Annotated in this window: 15 protein-coding genes and 2 pseudogenes; 11 read left to right on the top strand and 6 right to left on the bottom strand. The window is 60.8% G+C overall.

Annotation, left to right across the window (positions count from 1 at the left end; all coding sequences use genetic code 11):
- Positions 1-265: 265 nt before the first annotated feature.
- A complete protein-coding gene (locus tag AAFG16_RS03130) occupies positions 266-2,080 on the bottom strand; it encodes a hypothetical protein (RefSeq protein ID WP_342737205.1) in 1,815 nt (604 codons plus the stop codon).
- The gene (locus tag AAFG16_RS03125) at positions 2,023-3,609 is read right to left on the bottom strand and encodes an AAA family ATPase (RefSeq protein ID WP_342737203.1); all 1,587 of its coding nucleotides are present in this window, start codon (positions 3,607-3,609) and stop codon (positions 2,023-2,025) included. The genes AAFG16_RS03130 and AAFG16_RS03125 overlap by 58 nt, the downstream gene beginning before the upstream one ends.
- A 421-nt stretch (positions 3,610-4,030) precedes the next feature.
- Here AAFG16_RS03125 and AAFG16_RS03120 point away from each other — a divergent pair, with 421 nt between their 5' ends.
- Positions 4,031-5,113, top strand: a complete 1,083-nt coding sequence (locus AAFG16_RS03120) for a transporter (protein WP_342737201.1) — start codon at positions 4,031-4,033, stop codon at positions 5,111-5,113.
- A 208-nt stretch (positions 5,114-5,321) separates the two neighbouring features.
- Positions 5,322-5,912, top strand: coding sequence for a hypothetical protein (locus AAFG16_RS03115; RefSeq protein WP_342737199.1), 591 nt, complete (start codon positions 5,322-5,324; stop codon positions 5,910-5,912).
- A gap of 353 nt (positions 5,913-6,265) precedes the next feature.
- Here AAFG16_RS03115 and AAFG16_RS03110 read toward each other — a convergent pair whose 3' ends face one another.
- Positions 6,266-6,595: a hypothetical protein gene (locus tag AAFG16_RS03110; protein WP_342737197.1), complete on the bottom strand. Its 330-nt coding sequence runs from the start codon at positions 6,593-6,595 to the stop codon at positions 6,266-6,268.
- Positions 6,596-7,096: 501 nt separating this feature from the next.
- On the opposite strand from AAFG16_RS03110, the gene AAFG16_RS03105 reads away from it, so the two are divergent.
- The 5 genes and pseudogenes from AAFG16_RS03105 to AAFG16_RS03085 all read left to right on the top strand — a co-directional run bounded on the left by AAFG16_RS03105 (position 7,097) and on the right by AAFG16_RS03085 (position 11,686).
- Positions 7,097-8,227, top strand: coding sequence for an ABC transporter substrate-binding protein (locus tag AAFG16_RS03105; protein ID WP_342737195.1), 1,131 nt, complete (start codon positions 7,097-7,099; stop codon positions 8,225-8,227).
- Positions 8,228-8,247: 20 nt separating this feature from the next.
- Positions 8,248-9,267: an ABC transporter permease subunit gene (locus tag AAFG16_RS03100; protein ID WP_342737193.1), complete on the top strand. Its 1,020-nt coding sequence runs from the start codon at positions 8,248-8,250 to the stop codon at positions 9,265-9,267.
- 5 nt (positions 9,268-9,272) lie between these two features.
- Positions 9,273-10,049 (top strand): ABC transporter ATP-binding protein, encoded by a 777-nt coding sequence (locus AAFG16_RS03095; RefSeq protein WP_342737191.1) that lies wholly within the window; start codon positions 9,273-9,275, stop codon positions 10,047-10,049.
- 151 nt (positions 10,050-10,200) lie between these two features.
- A pseudogene (locus tag AAFG16_RS03090) lies at positions 10,201-10,986 on the top strand (methyltransferase domain-containing protein); the annotation flags it as partial.
- 466 nt (positions 10,987-11,452) lie between these two features.
- Positions 11,453-11,686, top strand: coding sequence for a hypothetical protein (locus AAFG16_RS03085; RefSeq protein WP_342741117.1), 234 nt, complete (start codon positions 11,453-11,455; stop codon positions 11,684-11,686).
- Positions 11,687-12,419: 733 nt separating this feature from the next.
- Here AAFG16_RS03085 and AAFG16_RS03080 read toward each other — a convergent pair.
- Positions 12,420-12,716 carry a hypothetical protein gene (locus tag AAFG16_RS03080; protein ID WP_342737189.1) on the bottom strand — a complete coding sequence of 99 codons (297 nt, stop codon included), beginning with the start codon at positions 12,714-12,716 and terminating at the stop codon, positions 12,420-12,422.
- A 14-nt stretch (positions 12,717-12,730) separates the two neighbouring features.
- Between AAFG16_RS03080 and AAFG16_RS03075 the strand changes: the two genes are divergently transcribed.
- Positions 12,731-13,066 carry a hypothetical protein gene (locus tag AAFG16_RS03075; RefSeq protein ID WP_342737187.1) on the top strand — a complete coding sequence of 112 codons (336 nt, stop codon included), beginning with the start codon at positions 12,731-12,733 and terminating at the stop codon, positions 13,064-13,066.
- 845 nt (positions 13,067-13,911) lie between these two features.
- Here AAFG16_RS03075 and AAFG16_RS03070 read toward each other — a convergent pair.
- On the bottom strand, positions 13,912-14,388 hold the full coding sequence (locus tag AAFG16_RS03070; protein WP_342737185.1) for a DUF3833 family protein: 477 nt from the start codon (positions 14,386-14,388) through the stop codon (positions 13,912-13,914).
- A gap of 623 nt (positions 14,389-15,011) precedes the next feature.
- On the opposite strand from AAFG16_RS03070, the gene AAFG16_RS03065 reads away from it, so the two are divergent.
- Both AAFG16_RS03065 and AAFG16_RS03060 read left to right on the top strand, forming a co-directional pair.
- Positions 15,012-15,233: a hypothetical protein gene (locus AAFG16_RS03065; protein WP_342737183.1), complete on the top strand. Its 222-nt coding sequence runs from the start codon at positions 15,012-15,014 to the stop codon at positions 15,231-15,233.
- Between the two features lie 12 nt (positions 15,234-15,245).
- Positions 15,246-15,662, top strand: coding sequence for a hypothetical protein (locus tag AAFG16_RS03060; RefSeq protein ID WP_342737181.1), 417 nt, complete (start codon positions 15,246-15,248; stop codon positions 15,660-15,662).
- A 236-nt stretch (positions 15,663-15,898) separates the two neighbouring features.
- Here the strand turns inward: AAFG16_RS03060 and AAFG16_RS03055 are convergent, their stop codons facing one another.
- Positions 15,899-17,056, bottom strand: a complete 1,158-nt coding sequence (locus AAFG16_RS03055; protein ID WP_342737179.1) for an MFS transporter — start codon at positions 17,054-17,056, stop codon at positions 15,899-15,901.
- A 366-nt stretch (positions 17,057-17,422) separates the two neighbouring features.
- On the opposite strand from AAFG16_RS03055, the pseudogene AAFG16_RS03050 reads away from it, so the two are divergent.
- A pseudogene (locus tag AAFG16_RS03050) lies at positions 17,423-17,675 on the top strand (hypothetical protein); the annotation flags it as partial.
- Positions 17,676-18,167: the final 492 nt, after the last annotated feature.

Below are 18,167 nucleotides of genomic sequence, written 5' to 3'. Positions count from 1 at the left end.
GTCGAACGGAGACGTCGGCACGTCCCGTCTCGAAAAGCAGCTCTAAAGAAGACTACGTCCATCCGAATTTGGCAAGGATGTCGCACGAGCTTCTGGTCAAAACCAGTGTCTCTGATGTCCGAGTTGGGTCAAAGTGGGAAGAACTCTGGCCAAGCAAATCCCGTCCGCTGCGCAAACATGAGCCGACCTCAGGGCTCGGCGCCGTCCACTTCGCTTTCGGGCCAACTGCGGACGTTCCTTACAGACCTCGCGAGCATCGGCGCCCTCATGGCGCCAGCGCGTCGAGTAACATTTTGGCGTCCTGCAAGTCGGGCGTGCCGAAACCCTCGGTGAACCAGCCGTAGATCGGGGCGAGGAGATCCCGGGCTTCGGCGTTCCTGCCTCGGTCGCTCCAGAGCCGCGCGAGGCTTGTGGCAGCACGCAGCTCCAGCGTCTTCGCACTCTGTCCGCGGCTGACTTCGATTGCGCATCGAAAACAGGCTTCGCTCTCGTCGGTTTGCCCGCGCGCCGCAAGTAGCCGACCCCTAAGGCTGTGCATTTCGGCCTGCCACCAAACTTCACCGCTCACCGCTGTCAAGGCGAGCGCATCCTTCAGCAATTCGAGCCCTTCGTCCGGCCTGCTGAGATCTGCTTTAGCGCTTGCCAAAACGGCCAGCATGTAAGGTCTGGTGACTTGGCGGACAGCCGAAAAGAGCGCGAGACCCTGTTCCATCGAAGCGATTCCGTGCTCGAGTTCGCCGCCATCCGCGGTCGCCCACCCCAAGAAGAAGATCCCAGCGCCGCGCATCATGGGAAAGTCGTGCTCTCGCGACAATTCGATCAGCTCAGTTGCAAGATCGCGGCAGGATTGTCTCTGGCGGGCGATCTGAAGGACGATCGCACAGAACCACATTGCCAGGGCGAGGCTGTACGGATGGGACAAGGTCCGAGCCAACGTGACGGCCTCGGCACTGAGATTCATTGCCTTTTGAGGGAAGCCCAACAGCGCCAGGTTGATCGCGCCGGCCGCGTGAGCGCACACGCCAGGATCATGACCACTGAACGCGAACGCGAGAGCATGATGCCGGGTGCAGTCGTATTGTGAAATGCCTTTTTGAGAATGATCGCCTGCAGCGGCCAAGTTGCCGCACCAAAGCGACGTCGCCCACTTCGCGTGATGGCCCTCTAGGACGAGATCATCAGCGCCCAAGCGCTGCGCGAGCCCGAGAAGCTCGTCGGCATGAGCGGTCGCCGCACGCAAGCGTCCGGAGCTCATCGAATGATAGTAGAGGCCCCACAATGCCTTGAACCGCGCTGAATTTTCTTCACCCGCCTCGAGAGCGACGGCGCGGCTATAGATTGCTTCGACCTCCGATGACCCTGGCCCCTTCACCATCATAAGGGCCGGCCCGAGCTTGACGCATAACTCCAACTCTTTCGCTGCACGATCGGGCTTGTCACCGAGCTTGCTCAAGAGGTCCAGCGCAACGGAAAAGTGATGAATAGCCTCGGCGTGTCCCGAGCGCACCATCGCCAAATCCCCCGCCCGTTGCCAATACTCGACTGCGGCATCACTGCGTCCGGCCGCTGTGAAGTGATGCGCCAACAGTTCCGGCTCGACCGCGGCGGTGGCGGCAAAATCATCGCGTAACACTTCGCCGACGCGGCGGTGCAAAACCTGGCGCCGGCTCTTAAGCAAATTCTCATACGCTGCATCCTGGATCAGCAAGTGCTTGAAGCGATAATCGGCATCGGGCGGTAGGCCCTGCACCAGCAGAATGTCCGCCTCGGCGAGCCGTTCCAGCGCAATCTGTAGCGGCCTGTCCTCCATAGCGGTTACGGCGCGAATGAGTGTGTAGGAAAAGTCGCGCCCGATAACGGCACCGATCTGGGCCACCTCGCGCGCCGGGCCAAGCCGGTCGAGCCGCGCTGTCAACGATTGCTGCAGGGTCGGCGGAATCGCCTGGATGCCCCGCCCGCCGCTCTCCAGCAAGAGCCGTGTCACCTCCTCGACAAACAGCGGCACGCCGCCCGTGCGCTGGGTCACGCCGTCAACCACTTCCCTTGACAGCGCATAGCGAGAGGCAAGCTCGCCGACCATCTGGCGCACCTGCGAGCGATCGAGCGGAGCCAGGGAGATTGTGCTGTGATGCGAGCGCATGCCCCATGGCGGCCGGAACTCCGGCCGGGCGGTGATGAGAACGAGCAAGGGCGCCAGCGCACCGCGTTCGGCGATGCCGCGCACAGTTCGAGCGTGGTCGGATCAGCCCAGTGCACATCTTCAAGTGCCAGCACCACCGGCTGAGTTCGCGCGCCCGCCATGACCCAATTGGTGAGCGCTGTCAGCTGTCGGCGCCGCAATTCTTCCGGCTCTAAAGTCGGCGTACGGTCCCGCGGCAAGGGGATGTCCAATAATGGCGCGAGCAAGGTGACATTCTCCGCCGGGTCGAGTTTGACCAGCGCCAGCGTATTCTCCAGGTCCGCGAGACGCCGCTCGGCGGGTATGTCGGCGCCGCCGAAGCGCTGCCGACCCCAATCGGCGATCGGGTGCAGCGGCGTGTTCTGCAGAAGCTGCGAGCAACTCCATTCGACCCAAGTGTGCGGCACCTCGCGCAGCCGCGGGTGGAATTCCTCGATCAGGCGGGATTTTCCCAATCCTGGCTCGCCCACGATCATCACCAACTGACCGTCGCCCCGCCGCGCCCGGTCCCAGCGCCGCATTAACATCGCGATCTCTTCTTCGCGACCCACCAGCGGCGCGAGATGGCGCTGTCCCGCGCGGCGCCCGCCACCGCTTGCCCGCACCAGCCGGTACAGTGTCACCGGCTTCGGCACGCCCTTAAGTTCATGGCTGCCGCGGTCCTCAACGACGAACAGCCCGGCGACCTGGTGCTGCACCCGCGCCGTCACCACGACCGTACCCGGCTCCGCCAGCGCCTGCACCCGTGCCGCAACGTTCGGCGCGTCACCGTAAATCTCGCCCGCCGCATCGATCACGACCGCTCCAGTTTCAATCCCGATGCGCGCGTTAAGCGCTGGCTTGCCCGCCTCAGTATCCTCGCGGTTCACGTCGACGAGTGCGCGCTGGATCAAGAGCGCCGCCCGCGCCGCGCGTTCGGCGTCGTTCTCCTGCGCCACCGGATAGCCGAACAGCACCATGAGCCCGTCGCCCAACTTCTTGGCGACATGGCCGCCCATCTCGGTCGCCGCAGCGCACGCGGCATCGAGATAGCCGCCGACGAGGTCGCGCCACTCCTCGGCGTCGAGCGCCGCGGAAATGGCGGTCGAGCCGACGAGATCACAGAACATCACCGTGACATAGCGGCGCTCGCCGCTAGCCTCGGCGGAGATCGGCGGTGGCGACGCGGTGGGGATTGGCTCTGACGCGATGGGTGTACGACGCTGCGCTGCAGTCGCCCTGGCGGGCGCGGCTGGTGCGTTCTTCTCGATATCGTCGATGTCGGCAATCGCGCGCAATATTTTTCGGCGATCACCGAGGACGACCCCGAGGTCTTTCAGGTCCTGATCGGTCAGTTCACGAAGGACCGAGAAATCAATGCGGTTTTCAGCAAAACGCTGGGCGTACTCGGACATGCCGAGCTTTTCGAGCCAGTCGGCAACCTGCTGCATCGCGGCCCCCTAGGACTTCACGCTATCCAGTCCGGACCGAGGGGACAGAAAGTCTACCACGCCCTCCAATTTATTGCAGCGCCCGCATGGCGGGTCCGTCAGGGTTAAAATGCGAAAAACTCAACGTGAGCAATTCAGGTCTGCTAGATCCCGCGGAGCAGACCTCAAGGCGGCGAGCCGCCACTTCGCCGATGGGCCGATAACGATCCATGACGGAGCAACGCCGTCAAGCTCACGTGGCTCTCTACCAGCCTAGACAAAGGCCACCTGTTGATACGCGCGTCGTGTCTCCTACGAGCGACACGCCGTCGAGATAGAATTCCGCACTATCAAGCAACGGTCGCAACTGATCGGCAATTATTGTAAGTCCGCCGGACCGTTCCACGAGGGTCGGCCGAAAATGTAGGAGGGGGATTCAAGCATGGCAAATCGCCTCCGGTTCGCGGCGGCCCTGATTGGGTGGATAACCATTGGCGTGAGCGACGCATCCGCGCATCATCCCGGAATCGGCGGTATCGGTGGCGCAGGCGGTATCTTCACAATAGGCGCTGGCACCCTCGACGAGGGCCAGTTCGCGTTTTCAACTTATGTCGATTATCTGCGGCTCAAACAACTGAGCGAACCGACGCTGCTCGCGAACGTCGGCAACGACGTCCATGGTTTGCAAACGGTCGAGAGCTACGCTGTTGCGCTTGCCTATGGTATCACCAATGATCTCACCGTGTCCGTGCGCTTGCCGTGGGTACGCCGCACCGGCATCCTCGAAGCCGTGCAGGAAGACCCGGCGGATCCGGCCGCTGTGCGTGACCGTAGCAGTACATCGGGATTTGGTGATGTCACACTACTTGCATGGTACCGCTTCGTGAACAATCAGGTAAGCAGAACGCAAGCGGCAGTGCTGTTTGGGGTCAAGGCTCCGACGGGTACAACCGATCTCGTTAACAGGTTTGGTGAACTCTTCGATGCCGAATTTCAGCCGGGATCGGGCTCTTGGGACGGGCTATTCGGCGCAGCGTTAAGCCAGCGTCTAACCTCAGCGTTGAGCCTCCATGCCAACGTGCTCGCGATTGCTACTGGCACCGGAACGCAAAATACCAACCTTGGCAACCGTTTCCATTATAACGCCGCGCTTTCTTACCGGGTTTTCGGCGAGACCACGAATGAGCCGCATACGCACGATCCACGGAAAGCTTATGCGCATGCTGGTCGTAGCCACGCGATGGTAACCAAGGCTCCGACTGTCGCCGCACCGCACGGCCACATTGCGCTCGATGCGCTACTCGAGATCAATGGCGAATGGCATGACAGACAGCGAATTGCCGGGATCAGTGATCCCAATTCGGGCGGCAACACGATCTTCGTTTCGCCGGGTCTTCGGCTGACGGTCGATAACTGGTCGAGCTACGTGCTTGTCGGCATCCCAGTCGTCAACGACTACAACGGCGTGCAAGCCACGCCCGCATGGCGCACCTTGGTGGGAGTCTCTGCTGTCTTTGAACCGTGATCGACATGTTGAGCACGTGGGTGCTGAGCTTCTAGTGAAGTCGCGTCCGCTCAAAGATTGATTTAATGCACTAGCTCAACGGTAGCTAGTTTCCCCCGACTTGGCGGCGGCGGAACTCGAAGATTTCCCTGCCATACTTTTCGGAGGATGCACCCGCTCGGTTTCGGTGTACAATTCGTGCGGTTGCCCCACTTGCAGGAGGTAAGCCATGAATAGGTTCTATGCTCTCGCGTCGGTTGGGTTCTGCGTAGCTTTCGCAGCCTTCACCACCACTTCGGCATCGGCTCTTCCAACGGAGGAAGTCCCGAAGACCGAACCAGAGTACATCGCCAAGGTGAAGACCGCCGCCCCGCCGTCGGTCGTGAATAACGCGACGATCACCATGCCGCAGGCGGATGGGTCTTCTAAGACCGTCCAAACCGGATCGAACGGTTTCACGTGCTTTATCGGCACGGACGGAACGCCCGAATGCGATGACCAGAACGCCATGGAATGGCGCAAAGCTCTACAGGCCAAACAGGAGCCGCCGAACAAGATCGGCCTGATTTTCATGCTGGCCGGGGACACCGGCACGAGCAATCATGATCATGCCGAACGCCACACGCACAAGCATTGGGTCCAGACCGGCCCGCACGTGATGATTGTCGGGGGCGCAGCACGTGAGATGCTCAGTCCCTATCCGCGCGATCTGGACGTCAAGGACGCGACCCAGCCTTACGTCATGTTCCCCGGCAAACCCAATGAGCACCTGATGATCCCGGTGCACTCGCAAGAGCTTACCACGGGCAGCGCGCGGTGACGCGCGTGAACGCCGCCGTACCTCGAGACCAGCGGCACGGCGAACGTCAGCTCGGGGCTTCAATGTGGTAGAATCGAGTTAATCGGCTGCACGACGACGCACGTCGCCGTGTGGGAGTTGGGTCACGAGCGGCAATGCTCTGACTGATCGTAGGATTTCCGCTTGGTCGTCGAAAGCTGACGTCCGCGACTTTATGAGCCTCGCCTAGGCGGACACTGCGCGTCGCGGTGCAGCCTGCGGCGCGCCGGATTGCGTCAAGAGCTCGCCCCCACAGGCGGAAGCGAGCGCCGGCATTCGCCTGCGCGACGGACCGCCACCTCTCGCACAGCAGATCAGCGAGATCTGCTCAGGGTTCATTTGGAGGCAACGGCCTCCTTGAAGAGCTCAACCTTGCCGCACGTGTTGTCTGTCACCGCAAAGACCTCGTAGAAATCGATCTGCGGCTTCATGCCATAGCGTTGGATGATGCCGTCGAGCCACGGCCCGGTGTAGAACGCCTTGGCGTCCTCGATGCGCTCCCACTGGTACACGCCGCCGGCCCAGCCGCTTTCGGACCAGATGAAGTGCTTGCTGATCAGCCCCGTCACCCCGCGGAAGTTAGGTGCGATCTTGTGAAAGTGTTCGCGACACGCGGCGCAGTCGATCCGCGGCGGCAGTTTGTATCGTACAACGGCGGTAATCATGCGACCTCCTTGTAAGGATGCCTCCGACCGCAACATTGAGGCATTCCCGCGATCAAGCAAGCGAAGCGGGAAGCCGACATGGGTCAAAGGCGCAAAGCCGAACGAATCGTTAGCCTTCTACTGAGACGATCCGACTATTCCAGAGCCTGCTGGACCTAACGTTAGAAGTTCAGCCTCACCCTATAATAGTTGGAATAGCATCCCTCAATTCGCGCAACACAGAGGCTCCATGCTGGTGCGTGCGCACCCACCGAAAGATCCATCATCCGCTCTCGCCGATCGCGGTCAAAAGCGACAGACGCTGCCGTGAGTAGGTCAACACGATTGACGGGGGCCTTAATCGCCGCGCAGCTATATGCTTTCAATTTTTTTGCGGTAATGTGAAGCGCTTCACGCTGGTGTAGCAGACGGGTTCGCATGATGCCCGAAGAGAGGGGAGCTACGGTCCCGCAAAGCGCCACCCAGTTCCATTCCATTCACACGCGAGTTTGGGAGCGACACATGGAAAAGCGCGAAATTGGCAACAGTTTAACGAAAGATCTGTCCGAAGCGAAGCGGGGCGCCTTCTCCCGCCGCTCGGTGCTGTCGTTGGTTTGCACCCTCGGCGCCGCGGCGCCGTTTGGGATGTTCGGAGCGGCTCGCGCGCTGACGGCATCCGGGACTGGATCGCTGGCTTATATTCCTGGCGCGCCTTTTATTTGCCGCACCGCGGCGAACAGCGAAGAGCTGCAGGGCCCACCCCGGCACCTAAAGCTCGCCTGGAACGCGAACGCGGCGTGCACGGTCGCTGCGCCGGTCGCAAAAGAACGGGGTATCTTCGCCAAGCACAATCTCGATGTCGATTTCGTCAATTTCGGCGGTTCGACCGACCAGTTGTTGGAGGCGATTGCGACTGGCAAGGCCGATGCCGGTTTGGGATTGGCCCTGCGCTGGCTCAAACCGTTGGAGCAAGGTTTCGATGTTCGGATCACCGCGGGTGTGCACGGCGGCTGCATCCGGCTCCTCGGCTCCAAGGCCGCGAATATTGACAGCCTGGAATCCCTGCGCGGCAAGGCTATCGCGATTAGCGATCAGGCGAGCCCGGCGAAGAACTTCTTTTCGATCTATCTCGCCAAGAAGGGCATCGATCCGGCCCAAGAGGTAGAGTGGCGCCAGTACCCGGCCAATCTGCTAGCGCTTGCCGTCGATAAGGGCGAAGTGCAGGCGCTAGCCGAGATAGATCCGCTGCCCTACATCTGGCTTAAGGAAGGCAAACTTAACGAGATCGCGACGAACTTATCGGGTGAATTCGCCGACCGCACCTGCTGCGTTCTCGCGATACGTGGCAGCCTCACCCGAAGCGAAATGGCGGTGGCGGCCGCTCTGACACGGTCGATACTAGAGGGGGCGGACCGAGTTGCCAGCGATCCCGCCGATGCCGCAACAATCTATTCGGGCTACGGCGGGAGAGGGTCCGTAGAGGATCTCGCCACCATGTATCGCAGCCATACTCACCACAATCATCCCGTCGGGGCGGTGCTTAAGAAGCAACTTTTACTCTATACCGATGAACTCAAGGCAGTGAACGTCATCAAGCGAAGCACTGACCCGGCCAAGTTCGCCGACCGCATCTATCTTGACGTTCTAAGCTGAGCCGATTGGGAACATCCGCAGTGAGCTCGGTCATCGATGAAGTGCCGAGGCCATCAAAGAAATCGGGTTTCGGCTTTTTTGAAAGTTCAACAGCTCGGTCGCTAATCGGCGGACTGTCTGTGGCCGCCGCATGGTCTATGGTCGCCGCGCTCACTGCGTTCTGGCCAGATAAGCTCGAAAGCGATTGGGCCTACACGGGCGGCTTCGCCATTGCGTGCGGCGCATTGGCTCTTGTCCTTGCCTTGGCGGCCCTTGTCGGCGTTCGTTTCGTTGCTTTTCAGCGCCTCCAGCGGCTTTTTCCGTGGCTGTTCGCGCTGGCGGTGGTTTTGGCTGCTTGGGAGACCGTCACGGCAAAGCTCGGATTGCTGCCGTTGCCATTTTTTCCACCGCCGCAGGCGATCATCGAAGTCGTAATCGACGATTGGGGGCGGCTGGCTGAGGGCATCTTCGCCTCAGCTCGTCTGCTAGCGACCGGCTATTTTCTCGGTGCGACGGTGGGGTTCGTGACCGGCGTGGCGATCGGCTGGTCGCCGCTCGCCGGCTACTGGCTTCACCCAGTCTTGCGGTTCATCGGGCCGCTGCCCGCCACGGCTTGGCTGCCGCTCGCATTTTTCGTTTTCCCGTCGAGCTTCAGCGCCAGCATTTTCCTGATCGCGCTCGCCACCGGGTTTCCGGTCACCGTACTCACCTGGTCGGGCGTCGCCGGCGTGAAGAGCGCCTATTACGATATTGCGCGGACCTTGGGCGCAACCCAGCGCTTTCTCGTGCTCAAGGTCGCCATTCCGGCGGCAATGCCACATGTCTTTGTTGGCCTGTTCATGGGTCTGGGCAACTCGTTCGCGGTTCTTGTGGTAGCCGAAATGCTGGGCGTGAAGGCGGGGCTCGGCTGGTATCTGCAATGGGCGCAGGGTTGGGCGGCCTATGCCAATATGTATGCCGCGCTGCTGCTCATGGCGTTCTTGTGCTCAGGGCTGATCACGCTGTTGTTCCGCTTCCGGGATCGCCTGCTATCCTGGCAGAAAGGTCTGGTGCGATGGTAGCGGCGATGGCAGGCGATCACTCGGTCCGTGGATTGACGCTAACACTCCGCGAAGTGAGCCATCGCTTCAATTTCGAAGGGCAGCCCCTACCGGTGTTGGACCGCATCAGCCTGCAGGTCGGCCGCGGCGAATTTGTCGCTATCCTTGGACCGAGTGGATGCGGAAAATCGACCTTGCTCCGACTGGTCGCGGGGCTCGACACTCCAACAGCCGGCGCCCTGCTAACGGAGGGAAGGGAGATCGAAGCACCCGATCCGTCGCGCGTCGTCGTTTTTCAAGACCCCACGCTTTATCCATGGCGGACAGTATGGAGCAACGTTGCGCTCGGTCTGGAAGCCCGCGGCTTGCTGCGCACCCATCGCGGACGTATCGAAGACGCCTTGCGCCTGGTGGGGCTCACGGGCTTCGCCAATGCCTACCCGCACCAGCTTTCCGGCGGCATGGCACAGCGCGCGGCTCTGGCGCGTGCGCTTGTCAACGACCCGACGCTGCTCATCCTCGACGAACCTTTGGGCCAGCTCGACTCGCTCACTCGCATTGCGATGCAGGCGGAACTTGTATCACTTTGGCAGCGCTCGAGCTTCACAGCGCTGTTGGTCACGCACGATGTCGAGGAGGCGCTCCTGCTCGCCGGCCGCGTCATCGTGCTGAGCGACCGACCTGCACGGATCAAGGCCGAAGTCGTCAACAGCCAGCCCTATCCTCGCCACCGGGGCGATCCGCATTTCGTTGAGCTTCGTCGCGAGGTGTTCGAGCATCTCGGCCTCGAGGAGGCATGGTAGCCGTCAAATGGAGCCCGCCGTGGCAGATCTTCTCATACGCGTCATAGAGCAGCCGCACTGCGTGCTCGCCGCGATTGCAATGCGATTGCTTTAGCGGCTTGGTAACCACCTCGTCGAGGTCCAAGAATTTGGCGAGCGCACGGAGACTTCGATGACCTCGGAATTCAACGTCCACAACGCTGCGGGCTATGAGCAACTCATGGGCCGCTGGAGCCGAAGACTCGCGCCGCTATTCATCGACTTCACAGGGGTTGCCGACGGCGAAAGGATTCTCGACCTCGGCTGCGGCAGCGGGAGCTTGACCTTCGCGCTCGTCAAAGCCGCCGACCTCGCCGAGATTGACGCGGTCGACTGTTCACCAGTCTTTGTCGAGGAGGTGATCCGGCGCAACACGAACCCGCGAATAAAAGTCCGACAGGCGGATGCCTGCGCCCTGCCCTTCGAGCGGGGCGCGTTCGACCGCGCTTTGGCGCTTCTCGTGCTCCACTTCGTTCCCGAAGCCGGCAAGGCAGTGGCCGAGATGCGCCGCGTCGTTCGGCCGGGCGGCGCGGTCGCGGCAACGGTGTGGGATCCATCTCGGCGGCATGCCCGGCATGCGCATGATGGTCGACACGGTGGCGGCATTCGGAGAAAGCGGACGCGAGCTGCGCCGTCGCTATTGCTTTCAACCGATGATGCAGCCAGGCGAACTGAGACGGACATTTGCCGAACAGGGTCTCGTGGACATTGCGGAAATGGAGCTGATGATCCGCATGGACTACCAAGACTTTGCCGACTATTGGGCTCCGATTGCCGCTGGCGAAGGGCCGCTCGGCAAGTATGTGCAGCGCTGGACGCTGCGGAGCGAGCGCGCACCGATGCCGCCGTGCGCGATGCCTACGAGGCCGGCCGGCCCGATGGGCCGCGATCCTTTGCAAACGTCGCATGGGCCTGCCGGACGCATTTAACCGCTGTGGTGGATACGCCTGCTCGGCTCGAATGGTGGAGACGTGAGCGCCGCCTTCCCAAAGCGTCTGCGACTTCAAATAGGCCGAAGGTGATCGCGAGAACCGCCCCGCCTCCGGCGACCATAATGAGCACCATCCGCATCGGGATGCCCTCCTGCGACGGAATTTGGTGCACAAGTTCAAAAGTGGACATTGGTTCCTCAAGCCTAGAGGAGCGTTTATATTTCGTTGGCTTGCGAAGAAATGGACGCATGACGTCGGCGGTCATAAAGCTGGTCTCGAACCCGTTTGGCAGCACCGGCATCTCGTCGGGGCCGACCCTGTTGCAGACCGGGCAGGCGCGCCCGCGCCGCTGCAGCCGCAGGCCTTCGGTCCTTCCCACGGGCGCTCGGGGTAGTTCTCGCAAACCCAGTGCGTGCCGTCGCAGCGCGCGCAAGTCATGTCGGACCTCCCTTCATGCTGCAGGTCTTCGCGTTGGAGCAAGCGAACATAGGTTCCGCTCTCGTGCATTTCGAGCCAACCCTTCTCGATGGCGTACTTGATGCCTGCGCCGAACTCCGGCCCGGTGGCCTTGAGCGCGTAGAGGAACGGCGCGTTGAGCTTCTCGATGTGGATGCGGCCGTCTTGGACGGGGGGAATGCTGGCGGCGAGTTGATCAGCTTGCGCGCGGCTGCCTCCGGCTCTGCATAGGGCCGCTTCTCAACGTGCTTCATGCGCCGATCCGATCCCTCGATGAACTGTGTGGATGTGGTCCTCGCAGGCGATTGGGATCGGCTCACCGCAAAAACACTTCGACCACCCGTTTGTGTTCTGCGTCGGCATCCGGCACCCCACAGCCTGCATGCAATATTTCCATGCGTGGAAGTCGCGGTCGCGTCGCCAAGCTTCAAAATCGTCTTCCCGAAGCGTCGCCTCCACCTCCAGCCATGCGCGTTCGAACTGGGCACGGGCTTCATCGAATGTCGTGGACGAGCCGGAGCGCTGCGTGCCGGGCTCCATGCCCGGATAGAACCCGATACTCCAGAGCTCCACTGATCCACGCTCGTCGGGACGCCAGCACGGATGCCGATGGTCCCTATGCGGACATCGCCGGAATAGATGTGCCAGGTTTCGTGGTGCTCGTTGTCGCTTGGCGTCGGGTCAGCGCGGTCATGGCAGCGTCCTAACAGGAGGCGGCCTCGTCGCGCCACCCCATACATCGATTGCCATATCGCCAGATTACCGAGCCGGATGCATGTTGGGAGCTGGGCAGCTTGATGCTGGGGGCTGGGCCAGCATCATGCCCCTTCGAACAGCTTTCTCGGCCCCAACTTTGCCCACCCAGCGAGTTAGGGCCGCCTTTCCCGTGCGACGTGCTTGGAATTCTAGTTCCAAGTTCCGACGCAAGCCGGTCGCGCCACCCCATACAACGAATGGTATGTCGCTAGAACGCCCGAGCCCAGTTAATCCCCATTGGCTGGTCCCGGCGTAGTGACGGCCCCACTTCAGCCCCCTGAGTGGGGCCGCTTTTTCGGTGGGCGATCAGCACATAACCGACAGCATCCGCCAAAGCCTCAAATCGACCGGCATCGCCTTCGCCGGCGTCCTCGATCTCGCCGCGCAGCAGGGTCAACAGCGCGGTCATCCGTATGTCGCGCCCGAACATCGAGTTGATGATTGCGAGCATGTTGATCGCCAGCCGGTAGCGATAGGGCAGATGAAGCACGCTCTCGTCGGTCATATGATCACCCGCAGATGGCCCCGGCGAACCTGATCGACCGCTTCGGCATGCATCGCCTCGGCCTCGACCCAGGTAGAGCAGCGGTTCTGGAAGTGATCGAGCCAGCCTCCGAAGATCATGGTTTCGAACAGCTGCGCCTCGCCGCAAAGCAGATCGATTCGATAGGCGAACTCGATTGCGTCACACGCCGCGCGCGCGGCGCCATCATATTGCTCTCCACGGTGCAATCGAAGACGGCGCGGCGGATGCAGCGGGATCGCGCCGGGTCAAAAAGGGGAGGCGTGATCGGGAAAACGGCGTCGTTTCAAGCAACTGCTTTCACTAAGCGACCGGCGTTGCATTCTTCGTGATGGAGGCCAGCAGCGCCAACAGGCGGTCACCTCCGTCAGCTATCGCCGCTGCATGAGGGTTCTTCCACGGAAACACCGTGCCGGGTCTGCTGTATGAAGTCACCCTTTTTGTTTTTCTTTCGCGCTTCTTCCATCGGAGCTTTTAGCGCGTTCATCGAAGCGATCAGCGCCCTTAGCTAATCGTGGCCCGTCTTGCTCTCGTTCTTCGCTTCTTCCCTAGCACTCGCCTCGCAAGCCTTCAGCAGCCCGTTCCCCCGCTTTTGATGATTTCCTTCGCTATTCATGTGAAGCACCTTCCCTGATGAACAAAGCTTCTCCAGGAATAGTCGGGGTCTATCCCAGCTGAGCCGTAACAAACTCAAATCAGATCACTTCGCCATTGTTCCAGTTCCGTTAAAGCGAAAGCGTCTACTGGCGCAAATCTGATCTCGGACGAACCGCACGCGCATGTCCGATAAGCAGATAACCTGACGGTCGGTGGGTAGCGCGGCAAAGCCCGCATTGGGGCCACAAGCCGACGTACGGAAGACTGGAAGCTTCGCTCAAGAGGGGCACATCGCAGGCTCATTGCACAACGAGTATGGCAGGGCGGCTTACCGTGCTTCGGGTGCAGTCGCGCTAAAAACGCGGCTGTACACTTTGGCAATAAGTCGTGTTGTTGATGGTAGCTCGACCGGCATCCTGCTGAGTGAAACTAGCCGTCATTTTCGATAAAGCCGCCCTCGGAGCTTTGCGAAGCATACGGAGACGTCTGCCAGCAGTTGCCGACAACCTGCGCCCGCGGTCCAATTTTCCCTGTGCCTCCCACCTGATCTCGCCTGTGGCAGCGGCAGACACCAGCGAGGCTAAAGCTTACGGTAAGTCACGTGCGCCGTCGCAAACGGGATACCAGCACGGCCAGCACGGCCGCGGACTATGCAAGCTCGTTCATCGATTCCGTAAAACCAATTGTCGAAATTCAGCTTGAACGATCTACCGCCCCCTTGCGGCGTATCGCGAGTGTATTTCCAGTGGAATGCGCAACCGCCTTGCTCCCCAATGGCCTCACCTTCCAGTCTGTTTTCTAAGCCGGTGTACTTGCCTTCCTCACCCTTTCGGATCGTCCAATGCAAAGTATCGCTGTGACCATCGTCAAATGTATATGCCTCGATGAACAGCACTGTATCAGTGTCGGCATCTAGTTCGCCGTGACCGGCAATTGTTGCGCGCTTCAGTAGTCCGCCAACTAGACTTTCTAGCACTGCCCAACCTTCTAGCCGCCCGACGAAAAAACGTTCAGGAAGAAACAGCGGCGTTGTGCCTCTAAAAGCATCGATCGCCATTGGTACACCCTTCGAAATACGTCTAACGAATAAATCTCCTGGCTCCGGCTGGTTCCTAGCTGGCGGGAACATGCTCGGCTCGGAGCGCTCAAGCATTCGCCGCACGCCCTGTGTATTTACACGATCGGATTTAATACCGCTCAGCCGGTTCACTACGCACCGTCATCCGGTCCTGTTCTTCAAAGCGGGCCTCCATGTTGTCGAGGTAAGGGGTCGCGAACTCGCCCGACTTGGCGGCAAAACCTGACACCCTGGCGAAGCTTCCCTTGCCAGCGTGTCGAAGGCGAGCTTTGCCGTCATCTTGATTGCGGCTTCATTGCAGGCCACGGTCACGAAAAGGAGACGCCCACCAAAAGGCTCAATCGAGCAGCTGATCTCAGCCTTGGCGCTTGCATCGTAACTCGTAAGCGGCCGCTAAATCCCGACGAGCTAGCGGGCTGGGAAGCCGACTCAGACGTTGTTTGAGGGCTCGACGGTGTACGGTTCGGTGTGGCGCGCCAGGCATCCTTGCCAGCCGCCAAGAGAAGGTCTGGGCTAGTCGGCAATTTCTTGTCTTGAAACTTCGCGACTTCGGCGGGATACTTGGACAAGTCTTGCCCATCATCATTCCGAGGAAGACGATCATGGCGATCCAGATCGTGATGGACAGTACCGGCGATAGCCGTCACTTTTTCAATCCAGAAGACGCGCGAGAGCTCGCAAAGGCCGAGCAGCGATTCCACAAATTGACCGACGGCGGCTTCACCGCGGCAGTCCGGACGGGTCCGGGTCAAGTATTGCAAATGCGATCGTTCGACCCGAACGCGGAAGAAACCGTCTTCTTCCCCAGGCTGGTCGGCGGGTGATCGGCCCGCGCCATGTTGGGCTTTTCTCCCCCGCGTGAAGGCCGGCGCGCGAGAGCTATTCGGGCTCTCTTTATCAGACACGGCGCCGAACGAACTCCGGAGGGCCGCTCGCTGCAGCTCTTGCGGGCGTGGCTATCGCCGGCCCAGCGTGCACAGTTCACGGAAAAGGGTTACTTCGAGGTCACCGGCGGCGATACTGGCAGGAAATATAGGATCTACGCGGGCGCGTCGACGAACGTCTGCGAGGTCGACGAAAAAGGGCGCGCGATGCGGGGCCTGTGTTTCATGCCGCGTGGCAATCTGCCGGTCGGAGATGTTATGCTTTCACAAAAGATCGCGCTGGAATGCAGCGAGAACCACGCGCTCGAGGTGGCCAGAAGGTTCGCACCGACTGGTTTCATGTTCGGGCGAAGTCGGCTCCTTGGTTGAGCCGCAATGGTCCTCGCTTGGACATCGGCGAAAGATTGACATAGCGGAGATCCAAGACGAGCTCTCGATGGGGACACCTTTCTGCAAGGCTCCCATGACGACAGAAACCGGCCACTGAACTCGCAGCTCGTCCGACTGCCGAAGTGAGCAACCGCGCGAGACAGAAGATGCAGCCCGGATGCGCTTTCGGCGGAGCGTAGAGTGGCGATCCTTGCCCCCGTTCGCTCGACCGAGTATCAGTCCCTCCCATTGGCGAAGCCAAACCAGGCTAATGGGAGCGCGATGATGCAGAGCGCCGCCATGGGGAAGAACGCCGCCCCGGCATAGGAAGCATACAGTGCGCCGGACAACAAGGTCAGTACTGCCGTTAGCAATCCTGAGCCAAACGCATAGAGAGCTTGCGCAGTTGCGGCGACGCTTGGTGCGACCAGTGTTCCCATCATCCGCATGCAAGCGAGATGGAGCAGAGCGAACGTTAATCCATGCAACGGCTGTATCAGCGAGAGCAGCAACACGGAGGTGGTCACGCCCGCTACGGACCAGCGAACGATTCCAGCCGCAGCTGCCAAGATAGCCGCGCCACGCACGCCAAACCTATCCAGGAGTGCCGGACCGGCCAGCATGAACACGAACACTTCAGCGACCACCGCTTCCGACCACAAAAAGCTAATCGCCGAAGTGCTGATGTCCGCATCGCTCCACCTGATCACTGCAAATGCATCGTGCAGTGCATGACTGCCATAGATCAAAGCCGATGCGATAATCATGATGCGAAACTGCGACACGCTCATCAGCGCTTTCAGCCCTGACACAGCGAAGGACGGCGACCTCTGCGATCGGGTTTGGCGAGGTAGCAATGCAGTGGCACCGGTGGCGCCGATCAGGAAGACAGCGTTCATCCAGATAACCGGCGTGAGATCGGCCGGGCTGACGAGTTGTCCGGCGACCAGTGTTCCCAGGACGAAAGCTGCGGAAGCAGCCCCCCGTATCCACCCGTACTCGAATGGCCTTCCGGCGAAGCGAGGCCTCGCTGTATTGACCGATAACGCATCGGCGATCGAGGTGGTAGGGGCGAGAGCGGCAGCCTGAACCAACGCGACAAGAAGCAGCCACCGGTATCTATCGGCCCAGAGCAATGCGACCGCTGCTGAGGCCGCCACGGCAGCACAGCCTGCGAGCACGAGGCGCAATGACCCGAGCTGATCCGCCAGCCTAGCAAGCAACGGTCCGGAAACGAGCCGCATCAGCATTGCGGCAGCGAGGATCAGACCGATCTGCTGAGACGCCAGAGCTCTCGTTTCGAAGAATTTTGGCCAGAATGGAGATGCGGCGCCGAACGCCGCGTATAACGCGACGTAGAGGACTATATAGGCGATTGGTGCGGGAATGCGCACAGGAGCCTTAGCGGTTGCTCTATAGCCTGCGTGGAGCGCGAACGCGGCGCCAAAGCGCAATTCAAACGGAGCTGGATCCGAAAGCGGAGTTTGGCCGCACAGACCAGTCGGATCAAGTGATCCGCCCGCCCGGTTGACGAACTGTCGGCCTGCTTCTCCGTTCCGCCAGCACTCCGAGCGCCTCCAAGCAAGTACTGTAGGTCGGTCATGCCGACCACCGCCTACTTCCGTCTCCGCTCAGCGAGTGAGGAGGAAAGGACCCAACTTGAGCCGCTGAACGTGTGCCCTGCATGCTCTGCTCTCCAAAACGACACCGTCCGGCAGGCGGCCCTCACCTCTTTGGCGGAGTGTGATTCAAGATGCTGACTGGATTGCAGGCGCCAGCATCGCAAAACCCCACCTCTTTCCCTGGATCTTCGCGAGCGTGTGGTGGCGTCGGTTTTGGTGGGCGCGAGCCGCCGGTCTGTGGGAGTTGCGGTCTCGTCGGTTGTGAAGTGGTCAAAGCGGCAGCGGGGACCGGCTCGGTTGCGCCTGGCAAGATGCGCGGTGTCCGCTCCCCCCTCCTTGATCCGCACGCGCCTTCATCGTCGAGCGGATTGCTCAGACGCCGCACCTGACGTCTAAAGGCGGAACTGGAGCGATACGGCCATGTCGGCGGCATCGCTGCGAAGCGCCCTATCAAGGTCACCTTTGATCCGGCGCATATCATGAACGCCGGCGCGTCTCGTTTCTTGCGTTTAAGGGCCGCGCGATTTCGTCGACACGGAAGGATCTCTTACTTTGCGGCAGGTGTCGCACTGAAAGAGCGACCGTCGGAACCGCCGTGATCGTTCTTAGAGACTTCGAGTTTCGACATGCCCTCCGGGACGCCCAGCCAAATCACGGGCGGATCGCCGAGAACAGGCTCCACTGTGGATTCCCTTCGGAAGTCATGAATGACGATGCACAAAGTCCTCTATCGGACCTACGACCATTGCGGGAAGTCTTCCCACTAAAGATATTTCCACAACCACTTTGCGGCGGAGCAGGTCGAACGCCACTCCCACTTCCGCGCAAGTTGGATGTGGAATTCTCTATACGCCAACTCCACTGGATCAAAAGTCCAAATTCG

It is taken from the genome of Bradyrhizobium sp. B117, from assembly GCF_038969555.1.
Classification (GTDB): Bacteria; Pseudomonadota; Alphaproteobacteria; order Rhizobiales; family Xanthobacteraceae; genus Bradyrhizobium.
This window is presented reverse-complemented; position numbering and strand designations above follow the sequence as displayed.

Excerpts from the sequence above, each read along its gene's own strand:
- AAFG16_RS03130 (WP_342737205.1), bottom strand. The coding sequence starts at position 2,080 with ATGGTCGGCGAGCTTGCCTCTCGCTATGCGCTGTCAAGGGAAGTGGTT.
- AAFG16_RS03125 (WP_342737203.1), bottom strand. The coding sequence starts at position 3,609 with ATGCAGCAGGTTGCCGACTGGCTCGAAAAGCTCGGCATGTCCGAGTAC.
- AAFG16_RS03120 (WP_342737201.1), top strand. The coding sequence starts at position 4,031 with ATGGCAAATCGCCTCCGGTTCGCGGCGGCCCTGATTGGGTGGATAACC.
- AAFG16_RS03115 (WP_342737199.1), top strand. The coding sequence starts at position 5,322 with ATGAATAGGTTCTATGCTCTCGCGTCGGTTGGGTTCTGCGTAGCTTTC.
- AAFG16_RS03110 (WP_342737197.1), bottom strand. The coding sequence starts at position 6,595 with ATGATTACCGCCGTTGTACGATACAAACTGCCGCCGCGGATCGACTGC.
- AAFG16_RS03105 (WP_342737195.1), top strand. The coding sequence starts at position 7,097 with ATGGAAAAGCGCGAAATTGGCAACAGTTTAACGAAAGATCTGTCCGAA.
- AAFG16_RS03095 (WP_342737191.1), top strand. The coding sequence starts at position 9,273 with ATGGCAGGCGATCACTCGGTCCGTGGATTGACGCTAACACTCCGCGAA.
- AAFG16_RS03085 (WP_342741117.1), top strand. The coding sequence starts at position 11,453 with ATGCTGCAGGTCTTCGCGTTGGAGCAAGCGAACATAGGTTCCGCTCTC.
- AAFG16_RS03080 (WP_342737189.1), bottom strand. The coding sequence starts at position 12,716 with ATGACCGACGAGAGCGTGCTTCATCTGCCCTATCGCTACCGGCTGGCG.
- AAFG16_RS03075 (WP_342737187.1), top strand. The coding sequence starts at position 12,731 with ATGGCCCCGGCGAACCTGATCGACCGCTTCGGCATGCATCGCCTCGGC.
- AAFG16_RS03070 (WP_342737185.1), bottom strand. The coding sequence starts at position 14,388 with ATGGCGATCGATGCTTTTAGAGGCACAACGCCGCTGTTTCTTCCTGAA.
- AAFG16_RS03065 (WP_342737183.1), top strand. The coding sequence starts at position 15,012 with ATGGCGATCCAGATCGTGATGGACAGTACCGGCGATAGCCGTCACTTT.
- AAFG16_RS03060 (WP_342737181.1), top strand. The coding sequence starts at position 15,246 with ATGTTGGGCTTTTCTCCCCCGCGTGAAGGCCGGCGCGCGAGAGCTATT.